We start from the raw sequence: 26,710 nt of genomic DNA, 5'->3' as shown, positions 1-26,710 counted from the left end.
ATGGCCCGGATCGCGTCGGTCGGTGCGGCCGGAACCGCTGGGCGAGCTCGCGGCACTCCTTGAAGATGGCGGCCCCCCTAGGAACGAGTGCCCGGTTCTAGAAGGAGTGCCGCGAGCAACTACTGCCCGGCTCGCGCAGAGGTGCCGCGACGAGCGGATGCCCGGCTCCCGCAGGTGCCGCGGGCCGGCCTAGCCCGGTTAGGGTTTTGATATGAGCACCTTTGCGCTGTCCCGCCGCTCCCTGCGCGTTCTCGCGACGGGAGTGGCCCTCCTCGGGCTCGCGGCGACGCTCATCGCCAGCCCGACCTCGCCAGCCACAGCCGCCCCAACCGGTGCAGCGGTGGACGCCACCGACCCCACCCCGATCGACCCGGCCACCTTCGACCCCGGCCTCATCATCAGCGATTACAACTTCTTCAACCCGGACGCCCTCACCGAGAGCGGCATCCAGGACTTTCTCGAGGCTCGCTCCTGCCGGCCGAGCGACGGTGTGCCGTGCCTCTGGGAGTACCGCGAGACCACAACCAGCCAGCCGGCCAAGGGCGACGGGCACTGCCTGCCCTATCCCGGCGCTGAGAACGAAACGGCCGCCCGCATCATCACGAAGATCGCGGCGGCCTGCACGATCAGCCCAGAGGTCCTGCTGGTGCTTCTGCAAAAGGAGCAGTCCCTGCTGACCCGGCCGAGCGCATCCGGTTATCTGCGTGCGACCGGCTACGGTTGCCCGGATACCGCGGACTGCGACGCCCAGTACTTCGGCTTCTTCAATCAGGTCTACAACGCCGCCTGGCAGTTTCGGCAGTACACCCAGGAGCCCGACCGGGCGTTCCAGATCGGCAGCGTCGACGTGGGCTTCAACCCCAACGCCGAGTGCGGGGCCTCCACCGTCGCCATCAAAAACCAGGCTACCGCCAACCTGTACAACTACACGCCGTACCAGCCCAACCCGGTCGCCGTCGCGAATGCCGGCGAGGAGGGCGACGGATGCTCGACCTACGGCAACCTCAATTTCTGGCTGTTCTACAACGCCTGGTTCGGCGATTCCACCCTCGAACCGTTCTCGGTGCTGTTCGACGACTGCCTGAACTTCGTCGGCGGCCAGGGCTGCCGCGTGCCGTCGCTGCTTCCCACACCGTGAGCCAGCACGCGCGCGGTACAAGCCTGGGCGGCGCCGAGCTGACCTACCCTGGTCTCCCGGTGGCAGCGCGAGTCCGGCTCGCCTCCCGCTACGGCACCCCCTGCGGGGCCTGGGCGCACTCCGAGACCCACAACTGGTACTGAGAAGGTCACTCGCGAACGCTGTACACCCAAGGCACCTGGCCGATTTCGAGACGGTGCCGCCCGCCATCCCGCTCGGCGAGCGCGTCATCGGCGTAGGCAACGTCTCCCGCCCAGAACAGCGCCGGCCCGCGCTCGTTCGCGCCAAGCCGGGTTTCGTAGTGCGCCAGCCCGCGCTGCCCGGCACTGGCCACGATTTCGGCCACCGTCCCATACCCCTGCAGCCCGTGCAGGGTCACCCAGGTCGGCGCGACCAGGGTCATCTGAGCGGATGCGTGCCGCGACAGCGCCGCTTCCGGCCGCAGCCAGGCGTAATCGATGACTTCGTCTTCGGCGAGCTCGATGGTGCCGGGCGGCGCCGTCGTGAGGTAGAACCAGGTGCGTAGCCGCTTCGGGGCACTCGACGGCGGAACCCAGAGCGCCGTGGCTACGAGAGAGTCCGGCGCGACGTCGAGCCCGGTCTCTTCGCGCACCTCGCGCACGGCGGCCCGACGTGCGGCGAGCTGTTCGGCGGCCTCGGTGCGCGAGACCGAACCGGCGTCGTCGGCCGGCGCTGCGGCATCCGCTTGCCGGCGATCACCCTGGTCGACGCCGCCGCCCGGAAACACCCAGGCGCCGGCGAACGAACCGCGGTGGCGGGGGCGTTCGAGCAGCAGCACTTCGGGCCCGGCGGAACTGTCACGCAACAGAACGACGGTCGCCGCGACTCCCAGGGGCGCTGGTTCGGTGTCGTTCGTCATCGCCGGTCCTTTGGTATCGGGTCGTGCAGTGTGATCCACCCTAACGTCCGATATTCGCGGCGCCCCGGCCAGTAGGCTGAAAGTACGCCGAAGCGTATCGCCGGTGCCACGAGGGTACGGTCGCTGTTTCGGTGCAAGGAGTAGTGAAGCATCATGAAGGCAGCTCGTTTTCACGGCCCGGCAGACATTCGCATCGAGGACATCCCCGCACCCGAACTTCGACCGGGAGCCGTCGCCATCGACGTCGCCTGGTGCGGAATCTGCGGAACCGACCTGCACGAGTACCTCGAAGGGCCGATCTTCATTCCGGCCGAGGGACACCCTCACCCGCTCTCGCACGAAGAAGAACCGGTCACGCTCGGGCACGAGTTCTCCGGCACCGTCACCGCGCTCGGCGAGGGTGTGACCGACCTCGCGGTCGGCGACAACGTCGTGGTCGAACCCTATTTCGTCTGCAACGAATGCGCTCCCTGCCTGGCTGGCAACTACCACCTGTGCACGAAGATGGGCTTCATCGGCCTGGCCGGTGGAGGTGGCGGACTCAGCGAGAAGGTCGTCGTCGACCGCCGCTGGGTGCACGCGATCGGCGATATCCCCCTGGACGAGGCCGCGCTCATCGAGCCGCTCTCCGTTGCCCACCACGCCTTCGTGCGCAGTGGCGCCAAGGCCGGCGATGTCGCCCTCATCGGCGGGGCCGGTCCGATCGGCCTGCTCGTCGCCGCCGTGCTCAAGGCCGAGGGCTTGACCGTGATCATGTCCGAGCTCAGCGAGGCTCGCAAGGAGAAGGCTCGGGTCACCGGGGTGGCCGATCACGTGCTCGACCCCAGCAAAGAAGACGTCGTCGCCCGGGTGCACGAACTCACCGGCGGCAACGGAGCTGACGTCTGCTTCGAGTGCACGAGCGTGAATGTTGTGCTGAACCAGCTGTTCGACGCGGTACGTCCTGCCGGCGTCATCGTGAACGTGTCGATCTGGGGCAAGCCAGCCAGCATCGACATGCAGAAGCTGGTGCTCAAGGAGATCGACCTGCGCGGAACGATCGCCTACGTGCGCGACCACCCCGCCACGATCAAGCTCGTGCAGGACGGCCGGGTCAAGCTTGCCCCGTTCATCACCGGCCGCATCGCCCTCGATGACCTGATCACCCAGGGCTTCGACACCCTGATCAACCACAACGAGACCGCGGTCAAGATCATCGTTCACCCGTAACCAGCGTCAATCGGCGGCGCTTTCAGACGGAGGCGCCGCCGATTGCGGCAGTAGGCTGCCTGTCATGCCCGCCATTATGCGCACGAGCCCGCTCACCCGCAGCCTGCTCGCACCCAACGCCGGGCCGATGACGCTCGACGGCACCAACAGCTATCTCATCCGAGCGCCCGACTCGAGCGGCATCGTCGTGGTTGACCCGGGGCCGCTTGACCAGGGCCACCTCGCGGCCCTCGCCGCCGCCGGTCGGGTGGAACTCGTGCTGATCACCCACCGGCACGCCGACCACACGGCGGCCAGCGTTCGTTTCGCCGAGCTCTCCGGCGCCCCGGTTCGAGCGTTCGATGCGGCCTATTGCGTGGGTGGTGACCCGCTCAGCGACGGGGAGCTGCTCTCGGTCGCTGGCACCAGCATCCGTGTTCTCGCCACCCCCGGCCACACCGACGACTCGGTCTGCCTGCACCTGCCGGGCGACGGCATGGCCGGCTCTGTACTCACCGGCGACACCGTTCTCGGCCGCGGTACGTCGATCGTCGACGCCAGCCTCGCCGACTATCTGGCGTCGCTCGAGAACCTGCGCGCGCTCGGGCCAGCCACGGTTCTGCCGGCGCATGGCCCGGTTCTGCCCGACCTCGCGGCCATCTGCATGGCCTACCTGGCTCACCGCCACGAGCGTCTCGATCAGGTGCGCGCCGCGCTGGGTGAACTCGGTTCCACAGCGACCGTGGCGCAGGTCACCGATCTCGTCTACGCCCAAACGGATGCCGCGGTGCGGTTTGCCGCCGAGGCCTCCGTGACAGCGCAGCTGGTCTACCTGCGCACCGAGCACTGACTGAATTCGCGAGGCTACTGGTCGGGCTTTTTGTCGTCAGCACTCCGAGCCGCACGGGCCCGGGCCTCGAGGGTTCGGGCCGTCAGTGCCCGCGCCCGCGCAGCGGCAGTGTCCGCTGCAGCGCTGAACCGGGCATTTCTGCCCCCTGAGCTGGCTGCTCGTGCGACCTTGTTGCTCTGTTTGGGGTTTTGGGCCATGGTGCATTCTCCAATCACGTGAAACGGGAGCTGACTCCTGGTTGAACCCTATCCGCTGAAACCTGCAGCAGCTGTGTGGAGCGCACGCGCTGTGAGCGGCGAGCATCCGCTCTACTGGGCTGTTGAAATAGCCAGCCAATCCACGGCGCCGAAGGCGAGCACACGCAATACTGGGGCCATGGCCGAGACTTAGACAGCCGACGGATGCCTCCGTTGACGACTTCCTCGACGCGGCAACCCCAGCCCGTCGCCGCGACGACGGCAAAAACCTCGCCGTGATCTTCCGTGAGGTGCCGCCGCGCCTTGAACCGTTTTCCCACCGGTTACGGCGTCCACCATGGCCGCAACGGCAGTTCGCCGACACGGCCAAGTTCGTCGGGCCTGGTCATCAGTACCTGGTGCAGCTGGATCCCATTGCTCTCGAACCCGAGCCTCGAGCCCGCCATATACAGCCCCCACACCTTTGCGGTGGGGAGCCCGACCTCCTCGACCGCCTCGTCCCAATGCTCGACCAGGTTGGCGCACCAGTCGCGCAGCGTCAGCGCATAGTGCTGGCGTAGGTTTTCCTCGTGCAGCACCTCCAGGCCCACATCCTGCGCCTCGCTGATGATCCGGCCCGAGCCGGTGAGCTCGCCGTCGGGAAAGACGTAGCGATCGATGAAGCCGCGGGTCGCCGGCTCGGTGCGGTTTTCCGGCCGGGTGATGCAGTGATTGAGCAACAACCCTCCGGGGCGCAGCCTGGCCTGGAGAAAGCCGAAGTAGGACGAATAGTTGTGCACACCGATGTGCTCGAGCAGCCCAATGGACGACACCGCGTCAAATCCGCTTTCGGTGATGTCACGGTAGTCACCGAAACGAACGTCTGCCAGATCGCTCAGGCCCTCGTCGACGATGGCCCGCTGCGCCCACGCGCCCTGCTCTCGCGACAGCGTCACACCGGTAGCGCGGATACCGCGGCGCGCGGCGTAGCGCACCATGCCGCCCCAGCCGCACCCCACATCGAGCAACATGTCGCCGGGGTTCAGCCGCAGCTTTTCGAACACGAGCCGGTACTTGTTCTCCTGCGCCTCGTCGAGGGAGGCGTCGCTGTCTGGATAGCAGGCGCAGGTGTAGGTCATCGATGGCCCGAGCACCCACTCGTAGAACCTGTTAGACACGTCGTAGTGGTGGTGGATCGCGTCGGCGTCACGGGTCTTGCTGTGCCGCAGCCCGCTGGCGACGCGCCGCCATCGGGCCTGCGCTTCTTCCGGCGGCGGGCTGATCGGGCGCAACTGTCTGACACCGATGGATCGGATGATGTCCACCATCATGCGCGCCGGTGGCCGAGTGAACTCTAGGCTGTCGGCGAGCGCTTTGAGGAGCTCGTACGGATCGCCGGGGTGAACCCCGTTCAGGGCGAGATCGCCGGCAATATAGGCCCGGGCCAGGCCGAGGTCGCCGCGGCCGGTCGCGAGGTAGGTCGTGCCGCGCGGGGCGAGTAAGTCCAGCCTGAAAGGCGCGTCCGGCGGTCCCGCCGTACTCCCGTCGTAGGCGGTGAAGCTCACCGGGAGGCGGCCCCCAGCCAGAATCTCCAGGACCTGGGCGAGCGTGAACTTGCCGGCCGGGGCATCCGTCTCACGATCCTTGAACGTCGTCATTGTCGTTGCACCGCCTTCGAATAGAGGTCGAGAAGCCGGGAATCGGGATCGTACCGCTTCTTCGCGGCCCGGTAGACGTCTCCGCCGTAGAGTTCGTCGAACTCCTCCCGCGAGTAATAGGAGTCGGAGTAGAGCGACTTGTGCCCGTGAAGGTCGTCAACCTTGCGTTCGATCAACCGGTTCGTCTCGCCCTCGACCTGCCCCACCGGCACTGTCGACCAGAACCCGACGTTCACGTAACTCTGTCGCGGTCGCATCGGGTAGAGCGGCCAGCGATCGTCGGCTCTCAAGCGCAGCGGGCACAGCCAAATTGGAGCGATCGGTACGGTCTCGAGGAACCAATCCAGAAATTCCGTGCACCGGTCAAGCGGCATCTCGACGTCTTGTACCACCCGCTCGCGGGGCGACTTGCCGTGCAGTTTCTCAATGCGATCGCCAAGGTGGAACCGCTGTTCGATTCGCATCAGCGTGGCGTAGAAGCTGCTGCGGCGAAAGCGCGCGGGCCAGAACCGACGAAAAAGCGGATGCTGCGCGCCAAACGCCTCAGAGCACCAGAACCAGTCCGTGTCCCAGCGCCACAAGTAGTCGTGGATCGTCAGACGGTCGGTTGTCACGCCGCGCTCGTGCCGGATGGAGCGGTAGTAGACCTGTTGGCCGGTGTAGTCACTGACCGGGCCGGGTGCGCTGGTCTGTCTGCCCGCGCAGAGGTAGCTTTCGTCGGCGCTGAACACCACGCCGTCGAGAAAGTCGACGGCGACGCCGTCGAGGCTGCCGGTGGCCACGATGCCGTCCATTGCGGCGACCAGGTCGGCCAGCGAGTGGAACCGCACGTGGGTGAGAGCGACAAACGGCTTGACCGGTTCAAGTTCAATACGGAGACGTACCGCGTAGCCCAGGGTTCCGTAGGAGTTGGGGAAGGCACGGTACAGCTCGGTGTTCTCGCTCGATGAAGCGGTGAGCACCTCCCCGGCGCCGGTGAGAATGTCCAGTTCCAGCACCGACTCGTGGGGCAGGCCGTTGCGGAACGAGGTCGACTCGATGCCGAGCCCGGTGACCGCACCGCCGAGGGTGATGGTCTTTAGTTGCGGCACGACCAACGGCACCAACCCGGAACGCATCGTCTCGGCGACGAGCTCGTCATAGGTGCACATGCCAGCCACGTCGGCCGTTTGCGCCGCAGCATCCACTGAGATGACGCCGGTCAGGCCGGACGCATCGAGTCCTGTCGCCCCGGTCTTCGCGCGGGTTCGGAACAGGTTCGAGGTGCGCTTGGCCAGTCGAATCGGGGACGTTGCCGGGACGCCGCGATAGCTCCGCAGAAGGCGCTGCACGCCGGCGGCGTGAGCGCTCCGAGCGTTGAGCACACCAGCGGGCACGCCGTCACGATAGTCCCAGGCGACGTGATTGCACCAGTGTTCGTTGCCACCGATTTGGCCCGCGTTCTGGCAGACTCAGGCCATGACGAAGACGATCGGCACTCCGGGCGGCACGCCAGAGCGGCCGGCGATCTTCTTCGCCACGCCCGAGGAGTTTCGCGCCTGGCTCGAGGTGAACCATGCCACCCAGTCGGAACTCTGGATGGGCCTCTTCAAGAAGCACGTACCCGACGGCGGGCTCACCTGGGACCAGGCCGTCCCCGAAGCGCTGTGCTTCGGCTGGATCGATTCGGTGTCTCAGCGCATTGATGAGGATGCTCGGCGCCAACGGTGGACACCGCGCAAGCCCGCAAGCATCTGGTCGAGCGTCAACATCGCGTTAGTAGAGAAGCTCACCGCGGAGGGGCGGATGCGCGAGGTCGGCATCGCCGCCTTCGCGCGCCGGCGTGAGGATAGATCGGGTATTTACTCTCACGAAAATCCCGACCAAGAGCTGCCCGCAGAGGCAGCGGCGCGGCTGACAGCGAACCCCGCTGCAGCCGCTTTCTGGGCGGCAGCCACCGCGACGTACCGCCGCCAGGTCACCCACTGGGCGCTCACCGCGAAGCAGGAGGCCACCCGCGAACGACGGCTGGCACAGCTCATCGCCGATAGCGCAGCCGGTCGACTGGTTCCCTTCCAGCGCTATGGCGATGTGCCGAAGTGGGCGCAGCGCGCCGCCGACGCGGCGCGGGCCGCGGCATCCGGCCAATAGAACCGAACATAGTGCTCGGGCGACCGCGGGCGGCATCAGCTTTGAAAGTCTTCCGGGTCGACGTGCTCCAGAAAATCTTTGAATTCGTCGAGCGATTGCTCCCGGTCAGCTGCCTCCTCCACGTTGCCTCCAGATTCAACCATCGCGGCGGGAATGCCCTCGGCCTGCAGGACGTCGTCGTCGACGAAGATCGGCGCTCCGGCGCGCAGAGCGAGTGCGATGGAATCCGAGGGCCGGGCATCGAGCACGAATGAACCGGTCGCAGAGCCAAGAGTGATTTCGGCGTAAAAGATTCCTTGGTCGATGCGGGTGACGTCGACTCGCTCGAAGTGGGCGCCAACAGTGTCGATCAGCGTCTTCATCAGATCGTGCGACAACGGTCGTGGCGGCGTCTCACCACTGAGGGCGATCAGCGTGGAAGTCGCCTCCTGCTCCCCCACCACAATCGCCAGCACGTGTCCAACGGCCTGCGGCTTTCTGACCGGTTTAAGTAGGATGATGTGCTGGCCCTCGCTGTCGATCGCAACCCCGAGAACGCGTACCTGTACCATGGCGACCCTCCCGAATCATCGTGCCTGAAACCGCCATCGTACGTCCGCTCTCCGGTCATCGACGGTCCAACCAGCCCGACCCTTCCGCTAGTATCGACAAAACGCTATACTGTGCCCATGTCGACATCCGCAGCATCCATTCTTCTGCAGGCCCGGCTACGGGCCGGTCTCACGCAGGCTCAGTTGGGTGCAAGCGCTGGAGTCACGCAGAGTGTGATCAGTGCGTACGAGGCCGGTAAGCGAGAACCCGCCCTGACCACCCTTCAGCGTCTCGTGCTGTCCACTGGGTTCCAGCTTGAGCTGGCGCTCACGCCTCGGCCGATGTCGTCAGCACACCAGAACTTGCTGGCCACCCATCGCGACGAACTGGTGGCCCGGCTCGGTGAACTCGGGGCGAGCAATGTTCGCGTGTTCGGTAGCGTCGCCCGCGGCGCTGACACGGCCACCAGCGACGTGGACCTGCTCGTGGACCTAGACGCGGGCGTCGGTCTGTTTGGCTTGGCCCGGCTCCAAAGCGAGTCCGAGCGCATCTTGGGAGTGCCCGTTGATATTGTGCCGGCGAATAGTCTCAAGCCGCGCATTGCCCAGACGGTATTGACCGAGTCGAGGCCCTTGTGAGCCGTTCCGATCGAGAACGCGTCGACGACATCCGCGTGGCGTGTCTGGCGATCGCGGACTACCTAAGCCGTTCGGATGCCGCAGAGGACCTGATCTTCGATGCCATCCGCATGCGGCTGATCGAGATCGGGGAGGCGACGAAGGATCTGACCGTCGGCACCCGAGAGCTCGAACCCACCATCCCCTGGAGCGAGATCGCCCGACTGCGTGATCACCTCGCGCACCGCTACTTCGACACAACGCACTCGATCCTTAGCAACACCGCCAGGAATGACATTCCCGCCCTACTCGAAGCCACGGAACGCCTCACAGCTCGGCTGTCTTCCTGACAACAAAAACGTCACGCCGATTGTGTGACGTTCCGATCAACTCCGCCGACGGTTAAGGCCCCCGAGAGTTTTCTCGGGGGCCTTCTCTGAACGGCAGTGGCTGGTTAGAAGTCCCAATCGTCGTCTTCGGTGACCACGGCCTTGCCGATGACGTACGACGAGCCGGAGCCCGAGAAGAAGTCGTGGTTCTCGTCGCCGTTCGGTGAGAGCGCCGAGAGAATCGCCGGGTTCACGTCGCAGACGTCCTTCGGGAAGATGGCCTCGTAGCCGAGGTTCATCAATGCCTTGTTGGCGTTGTAGTGCAAAAACATCTTGACGTCTTCGGTCAGGCCGACCTCGTCGTAGAGGTCCTGCGTGTACTGCACCTCGTTCTCGTAGAGCTCGAAGACGAGGTTGAAGGTGTAGTCCTTGATCTCGTCGCGACGCGCCTGCGTCTCTTTTTCGAGACCCTTCTGAAACTTGTAGCCGATGTAGTAGCCGTGCACGGCTTCGTCACGAATGATCAAGCGGATGAGGTCGGCCGTGTTGGTCAGTCGCGCTCGGCTGGAGAAATACATCGGCAGGTAGAAGCCCGAGTAGAACAGGAACGACTCGAGCAGCACCGAGGCGACCTTGCGCTTGAGCGGGTCATCGCCCTGGTAGTAGTCCATGACGATCGAGGCCTTGCGCTGCAGGTTCTCGTTCTCGGTCGACCAGCGAAACGCTTCGTCGATCTCTTTGGTGGAGGCGAGCGTGGAGAAGATCGACGAGTAGCTCTTGGCGTGCACCGACTCCATAAACGCGATGTTCGTGTAAACGGCCTCTTCGTGCGGCGTGATCGCATCCGGAATCAACGACACGGCGCCGACGGTGCCCTGGATGGTGTCGAGCAGGGTGAGCCCCGCAAAGACGCGCATGGTTAGCTGCTGTTCCACCGGCGTGAGCTGGTTCCAGGACTGGATGTCGTTGCTGAGCGGCACCTTCTCGGGCAGCCAGAAGTTGTTGGTCAGCCGGTTCCAGACCTCGACGTCTTTCTCGTCTTCGATCTTGTTCCAGTTGATCGCGTCAACGTGCGACACCAGCTTGAGCTTGTCAATCATGGGAGGTCCTCTTCGGGTACTGCTTGTTGGGTATTGCCTGGGTCGTTACTCGTCGGTGCCGGTGTGCGAAACCCAGCCAAGCGCTGGTCGAGCTTGTCGAGACCGCCACGGCATTCATTTGGCGGTCTCGATGGAAAGCCTTGGATCGAGCTTGTCGAGAATTCGACCAACGGTTTCTTACTTCAGCATTCGTTCAGCGAACTCACTCATAACGCACAGGAAACGCAACCCTCAATTTCGGTGCCCTCGAGGGCCATCTGGCGCAGGCGAATGTAGTAGATCGTCTTGATGCCCTTTTTCCACGCGTAGATCTGAGCGCGGTTGATGTCGCGGGTCGTCGCGGTGTCCTTGAAGAACAGCGTGAGCGAGAGTCCCTGGTCAACGTGCTGCGTTGCCGCGGCATACACGTCGATGATCTTCTCGGCGCCGATCTCGTAGGCATCCTGGTAGAACTCGGTGTTGTCGTTCGTCATGAACGGCGCCGGGTAGTAGACGCGGCCGAGCTTACCTTCCTTGCGAATCTCGATCTTCGCCGCGATCGGGTGAATCGACGCGGTCGAGTTGTTGATGTACGAGATCGATCCGGTCGGCGGCACGGCCTGCAGGTTCTGGTTGTAGATCCCGTGAGCCATAACGGATGCCTTCAGCGCGATCCAGTCGGCCTGCGTCGGAATCGACACCCCAGCCTGGCTGAAGAGTTCGGCGCCGCGGGCCGTGGCCGGCTCCCAAACCTGATCGGTGTACTTGTCGAAGAATGCGCCCGAGGCGTAGGCGGAATCTTCGAAGCCCTCGAAGGTGCGGCCGCGTTCCATGGCGATGGCGTTCGAGGCGCGCAGGGCGTGGAACAACACCGTGTAGAAGTAGATGTTGGTGAAGTCGATGCTCTCGTCACTGCCGTAGTAGACACGCTCGCGGGCGAGGTAGCCGTGCAGGTTCATCTGGCCCAGGCCGATGGCGTGCGAGCGGTCGTTGCCGTCTTCGATCGAACGAACCGAGCTGATGTGGCTCTGCTCGGACACCGCATTGAGGCCGCGAATGGCGGCGTCGACGGTGCGACCGAGGTCCCCGGAATCCATCGCGAGGGCGATGTTCATCGACCCGAGGTTGCACGAGATGTCCTTGCCGATCTCGTTGTACGACAGGTCTTCGTTATAGGTGGTCGGGGTGTTCACCTGCAGAATCTCGGAGCACAGGTTGGACATGTTGATGCGGCCCTTGATCGGGTTGGCCGCGTTGACCGTGTCTTCAAACATGATGTACGGGTAGCCCGACTCGAACTGAATCTCGGCGAGGGTCTGGAAAAACTCGCGCGCCTTCATCTTGGACTTCTTGATTCGGGGGTTGTCCACCATCTCGTGGTACTTCTCGGTCACCGAGATATCGGCGAACGGCACGCCGTAAACGCGCTCCACGTCGTAGGGCGAGAAGAGGTACATCCACTCGTCGTTCTTGGCCAGCTCAAACGTGATGTCGGGAATGACGACACCGAGCGAGAGAGTCTTGATGCGAATCTTCTCGTCAGCGTTCTCACGCTTGGTGTCGAGAAAACGCATGATGTCGGGGTGGTGCGCGTGCAGGTAGACCGCGCCGGCACCCTGGCGGGCACCGAGCTGGTTGGCGTAGCTGAAGGAGTCTTCGAGCAGCTTCATCACGGGGATGATGCCGCTGGACTGGTTCTCGATCTGCTTGATCGGCGCGCCGGCCTCGCGAATGTTGCTGAGCAGCAGCGCCACACCGCCGCCGCGCTTGGAGAGCTGCAGGGAGGAGTTGATGCCGCGCGAGATCGACTCCATATTGTCTTCGATGCGCAGCAGGAAGCACGAGACGAGTTCGCCGCGCTGGGCCTTGCCGGAGTTCAAGAAGGTGGGAGTTGCGGGCTGGAAGCGGCCGGCGATGATCTCTTCGACCAGGGCGACGGCGAGCCTCTCGTCACCGGAGGCGAGCCCCAGTGCGGTCATGACGACCCGGTCTTCGAAGCGCTCCAGGTAACGCTTGCCGTCGAAGGTCTTCAGCGTGTACGAGGTGTAGTACTTGAAGGCACCGAGGAAGCTCTGAAAACGAAACTTTTTGGAGTATGCGAGGTCGTTCAGGCTCGTGATGAACTCGAACGAGTACTGGTCGAGTACAGCCTGTTCGTAGTATTCCTTCTCGACCAGGTAGTCGAGGCGTTCGCGCAGCGAGTGAAAGAACACGGTGTTCTGGTTGACGTGCTGCAGGAAGAACTCACGGGCAGCCTCGCGGTCCTTGTCGAACTGGATCTCCCCATTGGGGCCATACAGGTTGAGCATCGCGTTGAGCGAGTGGTAGTCCATGCCCGACGGTGCGTCAATGGGCGTGATCTTCACGGCTGTTGTTTCCAAAATTCTTCCAATCCGTCGTGAACGATGCGCACATCATCCGGTGTTCCAAATACTTCGAAGCGATAGAGGTGGGGCACCTTGCACTTGGCGGCGATGATGTCGCCGGCCAGGCAGTAGGCCGTACCGAAATTCATGTTGCCGGCGCCGATGACGCCGCGTATCAACGACCGATTGGTCTCGTTGTTCAAAAACTTGATGACTTGCTTGGGCACTGCCCCGCCCACACTGCCGCCACCGTAGGTGGGCACGCAGAGCACGAACGGCTCATTGGCGACGAGGGGTTCCTCGCGCGCATGAAGGGGAATGCGTGCTGCTGACCGACCGAGTTTCTCGACGAACCGACGGGTGTTGCCCGAGGTGCTCGAGAAGTACACGATGTCAGTCATCTGGTTTGGCGATTCTGGTCGGTCGACAGGTTGCGGCAGGGGCGTACCGGTGGTGGCGAGTACTGGTGTTGACCAGTACCGGTGTTGACCAGTACTGGTGCTGGCTACGCGAGGCGCACGGCGAGTGCGTTGATCTTGTCGGGACGAAAGCCCGACCAGTGCTCTTCGTCGGTGATCACGACGGGCGCCTGCAGGTAGCCCAATGCCTTGACGGCTTCGAGGGCGTTTTCGTCGACCGAGAGGTCGAGCACCTCATACTCGATGCCCTTGTTGTCGAGGGCACGGTAGGTGGCCGTGCACTGCACGCAGGAGGGCTTCGTGTAAACGGTGATTGCCATGGTTATGGCCTTTCTTCTTGGCAGGTCAAGTCTAAAACTGTTCGACATACTTCGCAAGTATGTTCGATGAAACTCTTCGATTCCCGGCGAGTATTCGTCAGAAATCGTCGTTCAAAATGAGCAAGTTTACTGTCTGGCTGTAGTGCCTGACTAGAGTTTCAATACTACATCTAGTGATCGTCACGCTCAATAGCCACTACATGCAGTAATTACATTTGTGAAGTTATCCACCGAGATTCCACACCTTGCCCACAGTCCCCCGTCGCAAAACCGCCGACATTCCGCGGAACTGCGCGGGGTTATCCACAGGCACCGCTCGGAACATTATTTTGCCTGTGGAATCTCCGGCGGCGTGTCGTAACGGCCGCCGCCGGCATCCGCTTCACGAGCGCAGTATCGACAAAACGGGCCGGCCCCCACAGGTGTGGAGACCGGCCCGTCAGGCTGGCTAACGGCGGATGCGTGCGCTCTACTTGGTCAGCGGCTCCAGGTTCGGGTCGTTGGCGTAGGCCTCAGCGGCATTCTCCTTGGTGACGATCACCGGAGGAATGAGGTAGGCCGGCACCACCTTGTTGCCGTTGTCGTAGGTGTCGTCGTTCGTCTCGGGTGTACCGCCGGTCTGCAGGGCCTTGACCATGTCGATGGCCTGGGCAACGAGAAGACGGGTGTCCTTGTTGATGGTGGAGTACTGCTCCCCCGCCATGATCGACTTGACGGACTCCACTTCGGAATCCTGGCCGGTGACCACCGGGATCGGCTTGCCAGCGGCCTTCACCGAGGTGATTATGGCGCGGGCGAGGGTGTCGTTGGGCGAGAGCACGCCGTCGAGTTCCTTGTCGCCGTACGTGCTGGTGAGCAGGGAGTCCATGCGGCTCTGGGCGTTTTCTGCCTTCCAGTCGGCCGTCGCGGTCTGCTTGATGTCGGTCTGGCCCGAGGCGACGACGAGTGTTCCGTCGTCGATCTTCGGCTGCAGCACGCTCATCGCGCCGTTGAAGAACACCGGAGCGTTGGCGTCAGCGGAGTTGCCCGAGAACAGCTCGATGTTGTACGGGCCGTTGGGCTTCTTGGCAGCGAGGCCGTCGAGCAGCGCCTGCCCCTGCAGCTCGCCCACCTTGAAGTTGTCGAAGGCCACGTAGTAGTCGACGTTGTCGGTGTTCAGGATCAGGCGGTCGTAGGCGATGACGATGGCGCCGGCGTCGTGGGCATCCTTGACCTGCGTGCCCAGCTGGCCGCCGTCCTGGGCGCCGATGATGATGACCTTGGCACCGTTGGTGACCATGGCGGAGATCTGGTCCTGCTGGTCCTTCACCGTGGTGGAGGCTCCGGCGTACTGCACGTCACCCTTGAACCCGGCTTCCTTGAGGCCGTCTTCGAACAGGCCACCAGCCAGTACCCAGTTCTCGCTCGTCTTGGAGGGAAGGGCAACGCCGATGACGGAGTCCGCCGCGAATCCAGCTGCGGCATCGCTGCCACCGGCCGTCTCTGGCGCTCGGCTGGAGCAGCCGGACAGCGCCATGAGCGCCACCGCTGCGATCGCTGTGACCGTGAGAATTTTTCGCATGTCAATCACTTTCTGTTCATTGGGTGAGGGAATTGGAAAGGCAGACCAATGGCGTTCGAGGAACGTCCCGGGTTCAGTTGGTGGGGTTGTCCGCGGGACGCGCCGAGGCCGGTGTACCGGCATCCGGGAGCACTGCGGGCGGCGGGGTCGGCGGGTCGGATACCTTGCGGTTGCGGGTGAGCAGGCCGATAATCGACGGCCGCCCCTGGCTTTTGTTCCAGACGTCCACGCCAACGGCGACAAGGAGCACGAGACCCTTGATGATCTGCACCAGGTCCGAACCCACGCCGAGAAGCTGTAGCCCGTTGTTGAGAACGGCCATGACCAGGCCACCGACGATCGAGCCAATCACGGTGCCGATACCGCCCGACACTGCGGCGCCGCCGATGAACACAGCGGCGATTGCGTCGAGTTCCCAGCTGAGCCCGTCTTGCGGGCCGGATGCTCCGGCGCGAGCAACGAAGATCATACCGGCCAGCGAAGCCAGGATCGACATGTTCATCATGACGAGAAAGTTCACCCGCCGGGAGTTGACGCCGGAAAGTTCGGCGGCGAGTTTGTTACCACCGACCGCGTAGACGTGGCGGCCAATGATGGTGTTGCGGGTGACGAAGCTGTAGAACAACACGAGCACGCCGAGGATGATGCCCGACACCGGGAAGCTCGTGCCGACCCGGCCGCCGGCGAAGAGGAAGGTGGCGTAGATGACGACCGCGTCGAGAAGGCCGACCTTGAGCACGCTGGCCCAGAGCGGAGATATCTCGGAGTGCATCGTCTTCTGTACCTGCCGGGCCCGATACTCGCGCACGGCGATCGCGATGGCGATCACAAAGCCGAGTACGAGGGTGAGGTTGTTGTACCCGGTGGCCGGGCCCACCTCGGGAAGGTAACCGGCGCCGATCAGCGTGAAGCCGTCGGGCACGGGCACCGTCTGGGCGTTACCGATGAACTGGTTGCCGCCGCGAAAGATGAGCATGCCGGCGAGGGTCACGATGAAGGCGGGAACCCCGATGTAGGCCACCCAGAATCCCTGCCAGGCTCCGATCACGGCGCCGACCAGTAGGCCGAACAGAATGGCCAGCGGCCACGGAAAATTCCACTCTGACATCGAGGTCGCTACGACAATGCCGGAGAACGCCGCGACCGAACCGACCGACAGGTCGATGTGACCCGCGATGATCACCATCACCATGCCGATGGCAAGGATGAGGATGTAGGAATATTGGCTGACCAGGTTGATCAGGTTGCCCGAGGATAGTGTGAGGCCATCCGTCAGAAACTGGAATAGAACGATGATGGCGATGAGACTGAACAGGATGCCGAACTGGCGCAGGTTATTCTTGCCGCGGCCAAAGATCGACCGGCGTCCTTCGTCCTTTTTCGTGTCTATCGGAGCCGTGTTGCTGCTCATATGCTGCGCACCTTCTTCTTGGCAGAGGTCATGCTCTTCATCAGGGATTCCGGGTCGGCATCGGCACCGTCTATGCAGTCGGTGATGGCGCCCTCGAAGATCGTGTAAATGCGGTCGGCCAGGCCGAGCAGTTCCGGCAGCTCGGACGAGATCAGGATCACGCCCTTGCCTTGGGCGGCCAGCGCCTGGATGATTCCGTATATCTCGTACTTCGCCCCGACATCGATGCCGCGGGTGGGTTCGTCCAGAATGAGGATGTCGGGGTCGGTGAACATCCACTTGGCCAACACCACCTTCTGCTGGTTGCCGCCGGACAGCTTGCCGACGCCCATGTCGACGTTGGGGGTCTTGATGCGTAGGTTCTTGCGGTATTCCTCGGCGATCGAGTATTCCTTGGAATCGTTGACCACTGGCCCCGCGGAGATTTTGGAGAGCTTGGCCGAGACGATGGAACGCTTGATGTCGTCGAGCAGGTTCAGCCCGAGCGCTTTGCGGTCTTCGCTCACGTAGGCGAGGCCGTGGACGATGGCCTCGCCTACGTTGCGCAGCTCGATCTCCTTGCCGTCCTTGAAGATTTGGCCGGAGATGTAGTTGCCGTACGAGCGGCCGAAGATGCTCATGGCGAGCTCGGTGCGTCCGGCGCCCATGAGCCCGGCGATGCCGACAATCTCACCGGTTCGCACGGTGAGGTTGGATCCCTTCACGACCATCCGTTCTGAGACCTGCGGGTGCTGCACGGTCCAATCGCGGACCTCGAAGAATACCTCGCCGATCTTAGGTGTGCGGTCGGGAAACCGGCTCTCCAGGCTGCGGCCGACCATGCCGCGAATGATGCGGTCTTCGTTGACGCCGTCGGCGGCGATATCCAGGGTCTCAATGGCCCGGCCGTCACGGATGATGGTGATCGAGTCGGCGATCTGCTCGATCTCGTTGAGCTTGTGCGAGATCATGATCGAGCTGATGCCCTTACCCTTGAGCCCGCGAATGAGGTCGAGCAGGTGCTGGGAGTCGGATTCGTTGAGCGCGGCCGTCGGTTCGTCGAGGATGAGCACCTTCACCGATTTGTTGAGCGCCTTGGCGATTTCGACCAGCTGCTGCTTGCCGACGCCAATGTTCTTGATCAGGGTGTCCGGGTCGTCGCGCAGGCCGACCCGGGCGAGCAGTTCGAAGGCGGTGCGCTTGGCGCCGACCCAGTCAATGGCGCCCCACTTGGTGGGTTCGTTGCCGAGGAAGATGTTCTCGGTGATAGACAGTTCAGGAATGAGGGCCAGTTCCTGGTGGATGATGGCGATTCCGGCTGCTTCACTCGAGCGGATGTCCTTGAACCGCATCTCGGTGCCCTGGAAGATGATGTCGCCCGAGTAGGTGCCGTACGGGTAGACCCCGGAGAGCACCTTCATGAGGGTGGACTTGCCGGCGCCGTTCTCGCCGCAGATCGCGTGGATCTCTCCGGCACGCACCGTCAGAGACACATTCGATAGAGCCTTCACGCCTGGAAACTCTTTGGTGATCGACCGCATCTCCAGGATGATCGCATCCGACGGCATCAGGAATCACCCGACCCGGTCATCCGCTGTCCGGTCACCGGGTCGCAACCGGAGTGAAGTTGTGGTGCAGTGGGCGGGAATAGGGGATTGTGCACTGCTCTGACCTCGTTGTCTCGAACCTCAAACTGATGTACCTATACAGTACTCAGGAACGTTCATAACGGGGCAATGCTCCACCCCCTCGACGGACGTGTCAATTGACCGGCCATAACGCTTGAATAACGCCGTTCAGCCCCGGCACCGGGCTGTGCACCTTCGAGTGCGGACCCGCCACCTCGGCCGAACGAACTCACACGGGGGGCCGAACCGCTCGCGCGGTCCGGCCCCCGTGGGGATGGTCAAGGTGGCGTGTGCGTCAGCGCCCTCCGGAGCGACGCTTGTTGTAGACGTCAAACGCCACAGCACCGAGCAGCACAAGACCCTTGATGAGCTGCTGGAACTCCGTACCGACGCCCAGAATCGACATGCCGTTGTTGAGGATACCGATGATCAGTCCACCGATGATCGCCCCGGTGACCGTGCCGATACCGCCCGTGACAGCCGCACCTCCGATGAAGACCGCGGCGATGGCGTCGAGCTCGAAGCCGTCACCGGCCTTCGGGTTGGCGAGGTTGAGCTGCGCGGTGAAGACCAGACCGGCGAGGGCGGCAATCACTCCCATATTGACGAAAAGCAGGAACGTGACGCGCTTGGTCTTGACGCCCGAGAGCGCCGCCGCCTGCCGGTTGCCACCGAGGGCATACACGTGGCGTCCGAACACGCTGCGCGACATCACTGCGGAATAGCCGACGATGAGCACGCCGAGCACGACCAGCACGATCGGGGTGCCCCGATAGCTCGCCAGCAGGAAGGTGATCAGCAGGATCAGTCCGGAGGTGAACGCAAGCTTCAAGACGAACCAGGCCAGCGGCTCGTCTTCAACGTCGTACTTCTGGCGTGCCAAACGGGAACGGATGCCCTGGGCCACCAACAGCAACGTCGCGAGCACGCCCAGCCCCACCGTGAGCGGCTCCAGCAGGCTGGTGCCTCCGCCCAGATCGGGCAGAAAGCCGCTTCCGAGCGCGCGGAATTCATCCGGGAACGGCGAGATCTGCTGGTTCTGCAGTGCGATCTGGGTGAGCCCGCGGAAGGTGAGCATTCCGGCGAGCGTCACGATGAATGCCGGTATGCCGAAGTATGCGATCCAGAATCCCTGCCACATGCCTACGAGCGCACCCACGATCAGACAGAGGATGATGGCTCCCCACCACGGAATGTGCCATTGGGTGATCATGACCCCGGACATGGCGCCGACGAAAGCTACGACAGAGCCCACCGAGAGGTCGATGTGTCCGGCAATGATAACCATGACCATGCCGACGGCAAGAATGAGGATGTAGCTGTTCTGCACGATCAGGTTCGACACGTTGATCGGCTTCAGGGTGATCCCGGAGGTCGCCACCTGGAAGAAGATGATGATCGCGATCAGAGCGATGAACAGGCCAATCTGGCGCAGCTGTCCGGCGAGATAGTCGAGTGAGGATCTGAAGGCACTCATCAGCTTTCCTTGTCCCTTTCCTGGGTCATTCGTTGCATGAGAAATTCGGCTGTGGCTTCACTGCGCGGGACGTCCGCGGTTATTCGGCCCTCAGCCAGGGTATAAATCCGATCGCAGATTCCGAGCAGTTCGGGCAGTTCGGAGGAGATGACGATGACACCCTTGCCCTCGTCAGCCAGCCGGTTGATGATTCCGTAGATTTCGTATTTCGCGCCCACATCGATACCTCGGGTGGGTTCATCCAGGATGAGTACATCGGGATCGGAGAACATCCACTTCGACAGCACGACCTTTTGCTGGTTTCCGCCCGAAAGCTTTCCTGTGATCGCCTCGACGTTGGGTGCCTTGATGTTCATGCTCTTGAGAAAACCCTTGGCCACTGTCGCCTCGCGGTTGGCATCGACCCACCCATTTCGTGCGAGCTTGTACAGCGCGGCGAGGGAGACGTTGCGCTGAATGTTCTCGATCAGGTTGAGGCCGTAGTGCTTACGGTCTTCCGTGGCATAGGCGAGGCCATGAGAGATAGCCGCCGACACTGTATCGGTCTTGACCAGGACGCCGTTCTTGAACACTTTTCCCGAGATCTTGGCCCCATAGCTGTGCCCAAATACGCTCATGGCCAGTTCGGTACGCCCGGAACCCATGAGGCCGGCGATTCCAACGATCTCACCGGATTTCACGTGAATATTCGCACCCTTGACGACCATCCGATCGTGGTGCATGGGGTGGTATACGGTCCAGTCCTCGACGCGCAGAATTTCCTCACCGATCTGGGAGGAATGGTCCGGGTACCTGCTTCCGAGGTCGCGACCGACCATTCCCTTGATGATGCGCTCCTCCGAGATTTCGTCCGTGTGCATATTAAGGGTTTCGATGGTCTTGCCATCGCGAATGATGGTCACCTTGTCGGCGATCGCTTTGATCTCATTCAGCTTGTGACTGATGATGATCGATGTGATCCCCTGGCCCTTGAGATGCTTGATCAGATCGAGGAGGTGCGCTGAATCCTCATCGTTGAGTGCGGCCGTCGGCTCATCCAGGATGAGCAGTTTGACCTGTTTGGACAGCGCCTTGGCGATCTCGACGAGCTGCTGTTTGCCGACTCCGATGTCGGTCACCTTGGTGATGGGGTTGTCCTTTAAACCGACCCTGGCCAGCAGAATTGCCGCCTCGCGATTGGTCTTGTTCCAATCGATCCAGCCGTTTTTCTGCTGCTCATTACCGAGGTAGATGTTCTCGGCGATGGAAAGATAGGGACTGAGAGCCAGCTCCTGATGAATGATAACGATCCCCGTAGCCTCGGACTCGTTGATCGACTTGAACGCAACGGTCTCATTTTCGAAGACGATTTCACCGTCATAGCTGCCGTGCGCGTACACGCCACTGAGCACCTTCATCAAGGTGGATTTTCCAGCTCCATTCTCGCCACAAATGGCGTGGATCTGGCCGCGTTCGACCGCGAGGGAAACGTCCTGAAGCGCCTTGACGCCGGGGAACGTCTTAGTGATGCCACGCATCTCGAGAATGTTGGTTGTCACCGTTGCTCCTTCTTCCGTGCGGTGAGAGATGACCGTGGCGGCGGCGTTGCCGCCGCCACGGCTGGTTTGGCGTTACTGTACTGGCTGCTACTTCAGGTCTGCCTCGGTGTAATATCCGCTGTCGACGAGAACTGACTTGTAGTTGTCAACGGTGACCACGGTCGGCTGGAACAGGAAGGTCGGGACATCTTTGACCTTATTGTTGTAGCTCTTCGTGTCGTTGACCTCAGGAGTCTTGCCGTTGAGGAGTTCGTCGGCCATTTTCACGGCTTCCTTACCCAGCTGGCGGGTGTCCTTGTAGATGGTCGAGTACTGCTGGCCCGCGATGATCGACTTGACCGACGCTGCCTCAGCGTCCTGGCCTGTGATGACCGGCAGGGCATCCGCTGCGTAGCCGGAGCTGGTCAAGGCTGAGATGATTCCGATTGACAGGCCGTCGTACGGCGACAGCACGCCGTCAACCTTGCTGCCGTCCGAGTAGGTGCTGGCGATCAGGTTCTGCATGCGCTTCTGCGCCGTCGAGGGGTCCCAGCGCAGCGTGGCGACCTGGGTGAAACCGGTCTGGCCGCTCTTCACGTTGAGAACACCCTTGTCGATGTACGGCTGCAGGGTCTCCATTGCTCCGTTGAAGAAGAACGTCGCGTTGTTGTCGTCAGGACTTCCCGCGAACAACTCGACGTTGAAGGGCCCGGCCTCGCTGGTTTCCTTGCCGGCGGAATCGAGCACACCGAGGCCGGTGAGCAGGCTGGTCGCCTGGTCTACGCCCACCTTGAAGTTGTCGAAGGTCGTGTAGTAGTCCACGTTTGCGTTGCCGTTGATGAGGCGGTCGTAGGCGATCACCTTGACGCCGGACTTGCCGGCCTGGTCAAGCTGGTCGCTCAGCGCCGTGCCGTCGATGGAGGCGATGATGAGAATTTTCGCGCCCTTGGTGAGCATGTTGCTGATCTGCTGTACCTGGGTGGGGATTTTGTCATCGGCATACTCGAGGTCGACCTTGTAGCCGAGCGCCTCGAGGTCTGCCTTGACGGCATCGCCGTCTTTGATCCATCGCTCAGAGGTCTTGGTGGGCATGGCCACCCCGATGAGCGCTCCCTTGTTGGCTCCCGCAGCGTCGGTCGTGGTGGTTGAGCCACCACGCGCCCCCGAGCAGGCTGCGAGCGAGAGTGCGAGTCCAATGGCAGCAATGCCGATGAGGACCTTCCGTGTTTTCACTATGTTTCCCTTCGAAATTTCTTGTTATCGACGATGATGTCAAGTCGGTCGGTGAACGATGATGTCAAATCGGCGGATGAAGTAGAGCTGGTCGAACTGGTCCTGCTACAGGCCTTGCGCCAATCGGTAGTAGGCCTGGTTCCATCGCACCTCACGCAAGAAATCACGCTGGGTGGTGGTCTTATCGATCACGAGAAGCTCGGTGCGAGCTATCTCGGCGAAATCTTGGAACACCTCGATGCCGACGGCGGTCGACATCACGGTGTGGTGGGCAGCGCCGGCGGTGAGCCAGGCGGCGGCAGATGTGGCGAAGTCGGGTTCCGGGCGCCAGACGGCGCGGCCGACCGGCAGGTTGGGCAGGGCCGCGGTCGGTTGAACGACCTCGACCACGTTGGCGACGAGACGGAACCGGTCACGCATGTCGCTCATTGCCACGACCACGGCGGGGCCTGGGTCGGCGTTGAAAACCAGGCGAACGGGGTCTTCGCGACCGCCGATGCCGAGCGGGTGAATCTCCAGCGACGGCCGCTCGCTGGTGAGCGATGGGCTCACCTCGAGCATGTGCGCACCGAGAATAAGCTCGGCGCCGGGAGTGAGGTCATAGGTATAGTCCTCCATCAGGCTGGCGCCGCCGGGAAGGCCCGAACCCATCACGTTGGCAACGCGCACAAGAACGGATGTCTTCCAGTCACCTTCCGCGCCGAAACCGTAGCCCTGTGCCATCAGACGCTGCACGGCAAGGCCCGGAAGCTGCCGTAGGGCACCGAGGTCTTCGAAACTTGTCGTGAACGCGTCGAAGTCGCCGGCCTCGAGAAAGCTCTTGAGCCCCAGTTCGATCGCGGCGCCGTAGCGCAGCGACTCGTGGCGTGTGCCGCCCTTCCGCAGCTCAGGCACCACGTCGTACAGGTCGTCGTATTCGGCGACCAACGTGTCGATGGCGGCATCCGTTGTGGATTGCACGGCCTCGGCAAGCTCATTTACCGGCCAGGTGTTCACCTGCACGCCGAAGCGGAGTTCGGCCTCGGTCTTGTCGCCCTCGGTCACGGCGACAAAACGCATGTTGTCACCGAAGCGGGCGAGTTTCATGCTGCGGCTCGCAGCCCAGCCGGCGGCGGCGCGGGTCCAGGAGCCGATGCTGCCGGACACGGCCGGGTTGGACACGTGGCCAACCACGGTCTTGCGGGTCACGCCAAGACGGGTCTGGATGTAACCGAATTCACGGTCGCCGTGCGCGGCTTGGTTGAGGTTCATGAAGTCGAAGTCGATCTCGGCCCACGGCAGTTCGACGTTGGCTTGGGTGTGCAGGTGCAGCAGCGGCTTGGTGAGCGCGTCGAGGCCGGAGATCCACATCTTGGCCGGGGAGAACGTGTGCATCCAGGCAATCAGGCCGATGACGTGGTCGTCGGCGTTGGCGTCGAGGGCTGCCCGCCGGATGGACTCGGAGTCCTTCAGCACCGGCTTCCAGACGACCTTCACCGGTACGTCACTCGACGTGTCGAGCGCCCGCGCGATCTCCCGACTCTGCTCGGCCACCTGGCGCAGAGTTTCTGCGCCGTACAGGTTCTGGCTTCCGGTGAGGAACCAGACCTCATAGTGGTCGAGGGTCGTGGTGAGAGATGCCATTACTTGAGTGCTCCCTGCGGTGCTTGTCCGTAGACGTTCTGGTATCGGTCGAACAGGGCGTCGATGGACTCCTGCGGAATGGAAACGAGCTCGCCGCCGGCACGGGCCAGCTGCACGGTGCGAGCAACGTCTTCGACCATCACTGCAGCCTTCACCGCGTCGCGGGCGTCTTTGCCGATCGTGAACGGACCGTGGTTTGCCATCAGCACGGCACGCGAACGGTGGCCGGTGAGGGTCTCCACGATGCCGCGACCGATCGAATCGTCACCGATGATGGCGAACGGTCCCACCGGAATAGGGCCGCCGAACTCGTCGGCCATGGCAGTGATCACGCACGGGATGGCTTCATTGCGGGCAGCCCAGGCCGTTGCATAGGTGGAGTGCGTGTGTACGACTCCCCCGACGTCCGGCATGTTCCGGTAGACGTAAGCATGCGCGGCGGTGTCGCTCGACGGTGACCGCTCAGCTCCGGGCGTGCCCTGTATGACGTTGCCGCCGAGGTCGCAGAGGATCATGTTCTCCGGAGCCAGGTCGGCGTAGTCGACCCCGCTGGGCTTGATCACAAACAGGTCGGCGCCCGGCACGCGGCCAGACACGTTTCCGCCGGTCCAGACTACGAGACCGCTGCGAAACAATTCGGCGTGCAGTCGGGTAATTTCTGCGCGAACGCGGGCGACCGCGACCTCGATTCGGGGCCCATAGGTGCTCATGCTGCCACCACCGCAGCCCGGCGCCTGAGCGCCTTCAGACGGTGCATCACGTCGTTCTCACCACGGCCGAAGTAATCGTGCAGCTGCGTGTATTCCTCGAACAGCTCGTCGTACGCCACCGCGGAAGCCTCGTTGGGCACATACACGTTTTTGTTCAGCTTGCCCATTTTCTCGCCCGCAGCGCGCACGTCGGGGTAGGCTCCGGCAGCGACTGCGGCGTGGATGGCCGCACCGAGCGCCGGGCCCTGGTCGCTCGCGATGGTGCTGATCGGTAGACGCAGAATGTCGCTGTAGGCCTGCATCAGGAACGCGTTCTTCAGCAGGCCGCCGGCCACGATGAATTCGGTCACCGGTACCCCGCTCGCATTGAAGGTTTCCACGATGGTGCGTGTGCCGAAGGCGGTTGCCTCGAGCAGCGCACGGTAAACCTCTTCCGGCCGTGTCGTCAGGGTGGTACCGATGACGAGTCCGGACAGTTCGTGGTCGACCAACACCGAACGGTTGCCGCTGTGCCAATCGAGGGCCACGAGTCCGTGGCCGCCAACGGGCTGGTCCTTGCAGAGCTCGGTCAGGTGCTCATGCACACTGCGGCCGAGGGCCCGCGCCTCATCGGCGTAGCGGGCCGGCACCTGGTTCTTGACATACCAGGCGAAAATGTCCCCGACACCGCTCTGCCCGGCTTCGTAGCCGTACAGCCCGGAGATGATGCCGCCGTCGACGACACCACACATGCCAGGCACCTCGGCTAGAGCATCGGAGTTCATGACGTGGCAGGTGCTAGTGCCCATGATGGCCACCATCTGGCCAGGGTTCACCGCCTGCGCTGCGGGCGCGGTCACGTGAGCGTCAACGTTGCCGACAGCCACGTGAATTCCCTCGGGCAGTCCGGTCCAGCCCGCGGCCTCAGCGGACAGCACTCCAGCGGATGCGCCGAGCTGGCCGATCTCGTGCGCCACCTTGTCGAGCGCAAAGCGTGAAAAGGCGGGATTGAGCGTGCCGAGGAAGTCCTCGCTCGGGTACTGGCCATCCTGCAGGATGCCTTTGTAACCGGCAGTGCAGGCATTACGCAGGTAACGCCCGGTCAGCTGCCAGACGATCCAGTCGGCGGCTTCGACCCAGTGGTCCATGCGGTTGTAGAGCTCGGGGTCTTCCTCGAGAAGCTGAAGTCCCTTGGCGAATTCCCATTCGCTCGAGATCAGCCCGCCGTAACGCGGCAGCCAGCTCTCGCCTCGCTCGAAAGCGAGGTCGTTGATGCGATCGGCCTGGCCCTGCGCTGCATGATGACGCCAGAGCTTCACATATGCGTGCGGGCGGCCCGCGTATTCGGCGAGCTCGTTGAGCGGCGTGCCGTCGGCAAGTACAGGAACCATCGTGCATGCAGTGAAGTCGGTTCCGATTCCGATGACGCGAGATGGGTCGATGCCAGCGTTTGCGACCGCGGCCGGAACCGCACTTTGCAACACGGCCACGTAGTCCGCGGGCACCTGGAGTGCCCACTCGGGCGGAAGCGCCTCACCGGTCGCGGCGAGGGTCGTGTCCATTACCGCGTGGGGATAATCCAGCACGGAGGAGCCCAGCTCGACGCCATCAGAGACGCGTACGACCACGGCCCGGCCCGAGAGAGTGCCGTAGTCGACGCCGATGACGTAAGACTCGGCGTCAGCCACCGCCGCAGCGCTTGCTGCAGGGTTGACCGATTCTCCGGTGAATGGGCTGGGCGCGGTGGTCACGAAATTGACTCCTATGTCGATTGTGGTGCGAAGGCACGGCGACGTCCCGTCGCGATGGAGTGCCCTTGGTCATCGAAATGTGAACGGTCACATTGATGAGTTCACTTTGCCGCACACTCGATTGGCCTGTCAATACCCTTTTATCTCGTTTGGGTAACGG

Annotated in this window: 23 protein-coding genes; 6 read left to right on the top strand and 17 right to left on the bottom strand. The window is 62.9% G+C overall.

Going from position 1 to position 26,710, the window contains the following annotated elements; all coding sequences use genetic code 11:
- The first annotated feature begins 211 nt into the window (after positions 1–211).
- The gene (locus QMF22_RS04925; RefSeq protein WP_283450991.1) at positions 212–1,138 is read left to right on the top strand and encodes a hypothetical protein; all 927 of its coding nucleotides are present in this window, start codon (positions 212–214) and stop codon (positions 1,136–1,138) included.
- A gap of 148 nt (positions 1,139–1,286) precedes the next feature.
- Here the strand turns inward: QMF22_RS04925 and QMF22_RS04920 are convergent, their stop codons facing one another.
- Positions 1,287–2,018 (bottom strand): NUDIX hydrolase, encoded by a 732-nt coding sequence (locus QMF22_RS04920; RefSeq protein ID WP_283450989.1) that lies wholly within the window; start codon positions 2,016–2,018, stop codon positions 1,287–1,289.
- Positions 2,019–2,171: 153 nt separating this feature from the next.
- Here QMF22_RS04920 and QMF22_RS04915 point away from each other — a divergent pair, with 153 nt between their 5' ends.
- Positions 2,172–3,227: a 2,3-butanediol dehydrogenase gene (locus QMF22_RS04915; RefSeq protein ID WP_283450987.1), complete on the top strand. Its 1,056-nt coding sequence runs from the start codon at positions 2,172–2,174 to the stop codon at positions 3,225–3,227.
- Positions 3,228–3,291: 64 nt separating this feature from the next.
- Entirely contained in the window at positions 3,292–4,056 is a 765-nt protein-coding gene (locus QMF22_RS04910; protein ID WP_283450985.1) for an MBL fold metallo-hydrolase, read from the top strand.
- A gap of 520 nt (positions 4,057–4,576) precedes the next feature.
- Here QMF22_RS04910 and QMF22_RS04905 read toward each other — a convergent pair.
- A complete protein-coding gene (locus QMF22_RS04905) occupies positions 4,577–5,890 on the bottom strand; it encodes a class I SAM-dependent methyltransferase (protein ID WP_283450982.1) in 1,314 nt (437 codons plus the stop codon).
- Positions 5,887–7,266 carry an FAD-binding oxidoreductase gene (locus tag QMF22_RS04900; RefSeq protein ID WP_283450980.1) on the bottom strand — a complete coding sequence of 460 codons (1,380 nt, stop codon included), beginning with the start codon at positions 7,264–7,266 and terminating at the stop codon, positions 5,887–5,889. The genes QMF22_RS04905 and QMF22_RS04900 overlap by 4 nt, the downstream gene beginning before the upstream one ends.
- 82 nt (positions 7,267–7,348) lie before the next feature.
- On the opposite strand from QMF22_RS04900, the gene QMF22_RS04895 reads away from it, so the two are divergent.
- Positions 7,349–8,020 (top strand): YdeI/OmpD-associated family protein, encoded by a 672-nt coding sequence (locus QMF22_RS04895; RefSeq protein ID WP_283450978.1) that lies wholly within the window; start codon positions 7,349–7,351, stop codon positions 8,018–8,020.
- 35 nt (positions 8,021–8,055) lie between these two features.
- On the opposite strand, the gene QMF22_RS04890 is transcribed toward QMF22_RS04895, so the two are convergent.
- Positions 8,056–8,571 carry a bifunctional nuclease family protein gene (locus QMF22_RS04890; protein ID WP_283450977.1) on the bottom strand — a complete coding sequence of 172 codons (516 nt, stop codon included), beginning with the start codon at positions 8,569–8,571 and terminating at the stop codon, positions 8,056–8,058.
- 117 nt (positions 8,572–8,688) lie between these two features.
- Between QMF22_RS04890 and QMF22_RS04885 the strand changes: the two genes are divergently transcribed.
- Positions 8,689–9,189 carry a nucleotidyltransferase domain-containing protein gene (locus QMF22_RS04885; RefSeq protein WP_283450976.1) on the top strand — a complete coding sequence of 167 codons (501 nt, stop codon included), beginning with the start codon at positions 8,689–8,691 and terminating at the stop codon, positions 9,187–9,189.
- Complete coding sequence (locus QMF22_RS04880) at positions 9,186–9,518, top strand: HepT-like ribonuclease domain-containing protein (RefSeq protein WP_283450974.1); 333 nt, start codon at positions 9,186–9,188, stop codon at positions 9,516–9,518. The genes QMF22_RS04885 and QMF22_RS04880 overlap by 4 nt, the downstream gene beginning before the upstream one ends.
- 104 nt (positions 9,519–9,622) lie before the next feature.
- Here the strand turns inward: QMF22_RS04880 and nrdF are convergent, their stop codons facing one another.
- The 13 genes from nrdF to araB form a co-directional block, all read right to left on the bottom strand.
- Positions 9,623–10,597 carry a class 1b ribonucleoside-diphosphate reductase subunit beta gene (gene nrdF, locus QMF22_RS04875; protein ID WP_283450972.1) on the bottom strand — a complete coding sequence of 325 codons (975 nt, stop codon included), beginning with the start codon at positions 10,595–10,597 and terminating at the stop codon, positions 9,623–9,625.
- Between the two features lie 206 nt (positions 10,598–10,803).
- Positions 10,804–12,909: a class 1b ribonucleoside-diphosphate reductase subunit alpha gene (gene nrdE / locus QMF22_RS04870; RefSeq protein WP_283451639.1), complete on the bottom strand. Its 2,106-nt coding sequence runs from the start codon at positions 12,907–12,909 to the stop codon at positions 10,804–10,806.
- A 29-nt stretch (positions 12,910–12,938) separates the two neighbouring features.
- Complete coding sequence (gene nrdI / locus QMF22_RS04865; RefSeq protein ID WP_283450971.1) at positions 12,939–13,343, bottom strand: class Ib ribonucleoside-diphosphate reductase assembly flavoprotein NrdI; 405 nt, start codon at positions 13,341–13,343, stop codon at positions 12,939–12,941.
- Positions 13,344–13,447: 104 nt separating this feature from the next.
- Entirely contained in the window at positions 13,448–13,681 is a 234-nt protein-coding gene (gene nrdH / locus QMF22_RS04860) for a glutaredoxin-like protein NrdH (RefSeq protein WP_283450969.1), read from the bottom strand.
- Between the two features lie 469 nt (positions 13,682–14,150).
- On the bottom strand, positions 14,151–15,242 hold the full coding sequence (locus QMF22_RS04855; RefSeq protein WP_283450967.1) for a substrate-binding domain-containing protein: 1,092 nt from the start codon (positions 15,240–15,242) through the stop codon (positions 14,151–14,153).
- Between the two features lie 73 nt (positions 15,243–15,315).
- Positions 15,316–16,653 (bottom strand): multiple monosaccharide ABC transporter permease, encoded by a 1,338-nt coding sequence (gene mmsB, locus QMF22_RS04850; RefSeq protein WP_283450965.1) that lies wholly within the window; start codon positions 16,651–16,653, stop codon positions 15,316–15,318.
- Positions 16,650–18,200 carry a multiple monosaccharide ABC transporter ATP-binding protein gene (mmsA, locus tag QMF22_RS04845; protein WP_283450963.1) on the bottom strand — a complete coding sequence of 517 codons (1,551 nt, stop codon included), beginning with the start codon at positions 18,198–18,200 and terminating at the stop codon, positions 16,650–16,652. Before mmsA (QMF22_RS04845) ends, mmsB (QMF22_RS04850) begins: the two co-directional genes overlap by 4 nt.
- Before the next feature lie 355 nt (positions 18,201–18,555).
- Complete coding sequence (mmsB, locus tag QMF22_RS04840) at positions 18,556–19,737, bottom strand: multiple monosaccharide ABC transporter permease (protein ID WP_283450961.1); 1,182 nt, start codon at positions 19,735–19,737, stop codon at positions 18,556–18,558.
- On the bottom strand, positions 19,737–21,275 hold the full coding sequence (mmsA, locus tag QMF22_RS04835) for a multiple monosaccharide ABC transporter ATP-binding protein (RefSeq protein ID WP_283450959.1): 1,539 nt from the start codon (positions 21,273–21,275) through the stop codon (positions 19,737–19,739). The genes mmsB (QMF22_RS04840) and mmsA (QMF22_RS04835) overlap by 1 nt, the downstream gene beginning before the upstream one ends.
- A gap of 87 nt (positions 21,276–21,362) precedes the next feature.
- Positions 21,363–22,487, bottom strand: coding sequence for a multiple monosaccharide ABC transporter substrate-binding protein (chvE, locus tag QMF22_RS04830; RefSeq protein ID WP_283450957.1), 1,125 nt, complete (start codon positions 22,485–22,487; stop codon positions 21,363–21,365).
- A 105-nt stretch (positions 22,488–22,592) separates the two neighbouring features.
- A complete protein-coding gene (araA, locus tag QMF22_RS04825) occupies positions 22,593–24,110 on the bottom strand; it encodes an L-arabinose isomerase (RefSeq protein ID WP_283450956.1) in 1,518 nt (505 codons plus the stop codon).
- Positions 24,110–24,820 carry an L-ribulose-5-phosphate 4-epimerase gene (locus tag QMF22_RS04820; protein WP_283450954.1) on the bottom strand — a complete coding sequence of 237 codons (711 nt, stop codon included), beginning with the start codon at positions 24,818–24,820 and terminating at the stop codon, positions 24,110–24,112. The genes araA and QMF22_RS04820 overlap by 1 nt, the downstream gene beginning before the upstream one ends.
- The gene (gene araB / locus QMF22_RS04815) at positions 24,817–26,487 is read right to left on the bottom strand and encodes a ribulokinase (RefSeq protein WP_283451637.1); all 1,671 of its coding nucleotides are present in this window, start codon (positions 26,485–26,487) and stop codon (positions 24,817–24,819) included. The genes QMF22_RS04820 and araB overlap by 4 nt, the downstream gene beginning before the upstream one ends.
- Between the last annotated feature and the right edge of the window lie 223 nt (positions 26,488–26,710).

Source organism: Cryobacterium sp. PH31-L1, from assembly GCF_030063145.1.
Lineage (GTDB): Bacteria > Actinomycetota > Actinomycetes > Actinomycetales > Microbacteriaceae > Cryobacterium.
This window is presented reverse-complemented; position numbering and strand designations above follow the sequence as displayed.

What these genes read in the sequence shown, in the direction of transcription:
- QMF22_RS04855 (WP_283450967.1), bottom strand. Translation starts at nt 15,242, where the DNA reads ATGCGAAAAATTCTCACGGTCACAGCGATCGCAGCGGTGGCGCTCATG.
- araA (WP_283450956.1), bottom strand. Translation starts at nt 24,110, where the DNA reads ATGGCATCTCTCACCACGACCCTCGACCACTATGAGGTCTGGTTCCTC.
- QMF22_RS04890 (WP_283450977.1), bottom strand. Translation starts at nt 8,571, where the DNA reads ATGGTACAGGTACGCGTTCTCGGGGTTGCGATCGACAGCGAGGGCCAG.
- mmsB (WP_283450961.1), bottom strand. Translation starts at nt 19,737, where the DNA reads ATGAGTGCCTTCAGATCCTCACTCGACTATCTCGCCGGACAGCTGCGC.
- mmsA (WP_283450963.1), bottom strand. Translation starts at nt 18,200, where the DNA reads ATGCCGTCGGATGCGATCATCCTGGAGATGCGGTCGATCACCAAAGAG.
- nrdF (WP_283450972.1), bottom strand. Translation starts at nt 10,597, where the DNA reads ATGATTGACAAGCTCAAGCTGGTGTCGCACGTTGACGCGATCAACTGG.
- nrdE (WP_283451639.1), bottom strand. Translation starts at nt 12,909, where the DNA reads ATGGACTACCACTCGCTCAACGCGATGCTCAACCTGTATGGCCCCAAT.
- QMF22_RS04915 (WP_283450987.1), top strand. Translation starts at nt 2,172, where the DNA reads ATGAAGGCAGCTCGTTTTCACGGCCCGGCAGACATTCGCATCGAGGAC.
- QMF22_RS04895 (WP_283450978.1), top strand. Translation starts at nt 7,349, where the DNA reads ATGACGAAGACGATCGGCACTCCGGGCGGCACGCCAGAGCGGCCGGCG.
- QMF22_RS04910 (WP_283450985.1), top strand. Translation starts at nt 3,292, where the DNA reads ATGCCCGCCATTATGCGCACGAGCCCGCTCACCCGCAGCCTGCTCGCA.
- QMF22_RS04820 (WP_283450954.1), bottom strand. Translation starts at nt 24,820, where the DNA reads ATGAGCACCTATGGGCCCCGAATCGAGGTCGCGGTCGCCCGCGTTCGC.
- QMF22_RS04905 (WP_283450982.1), bottom strand. Translation starts at nt 5,890, where the DNA reads ATGACGACGTTCAAGGATCGTGAGACGGATGCCCCGGCCGGCAAGTTC.
- QMF22_RS04925 (WP_283450991.1), top strand. Translation starts at nt 212, where the DNA reads ATGAGCACCTTTGCGCTGTCCCGCCGCTCCCTGCGCGTTCTCGCGACG.
- mmsB (WP_283450965.1), bottom strand. Translation starts at nt 16,653, where the DNA reads ATGAGCAGCAACACGGCTCCGATAGACACGAAAAAGGACGAAGGACGC.
- nrdH (WP_283450969.1), bottom strand. Translation starts at nt 13,681, where the DNA reads ATGGCAATCACCGTTTACACGAAGCCCTCCTGCGTGCAGTGCACGGCC.
- QMF22_RS04920 (WP_283450989.1), bottom strand. Translation starts at nt 2,018, where the DNA reads ATGACGAACGACACCGAACCAGCGCCCCTGGGAGTCGCGGCGACCGTC.
- QMF22_RS04885 (WP_283450976.1), top strand. Translation starts at nt 8,689, where the DNA reads ATGTCGACATCCGCAGCATCCATTCTTCTGCAGGCCCGGCTACGGGCC.
- nrdI (WP_283450971.1), bottom strand. Translation starts at nt 13,343, where the DNA reads ATGACTGACATCGTGTACTTCTCGAGCACCTCGGGCAACACCCGTCGG.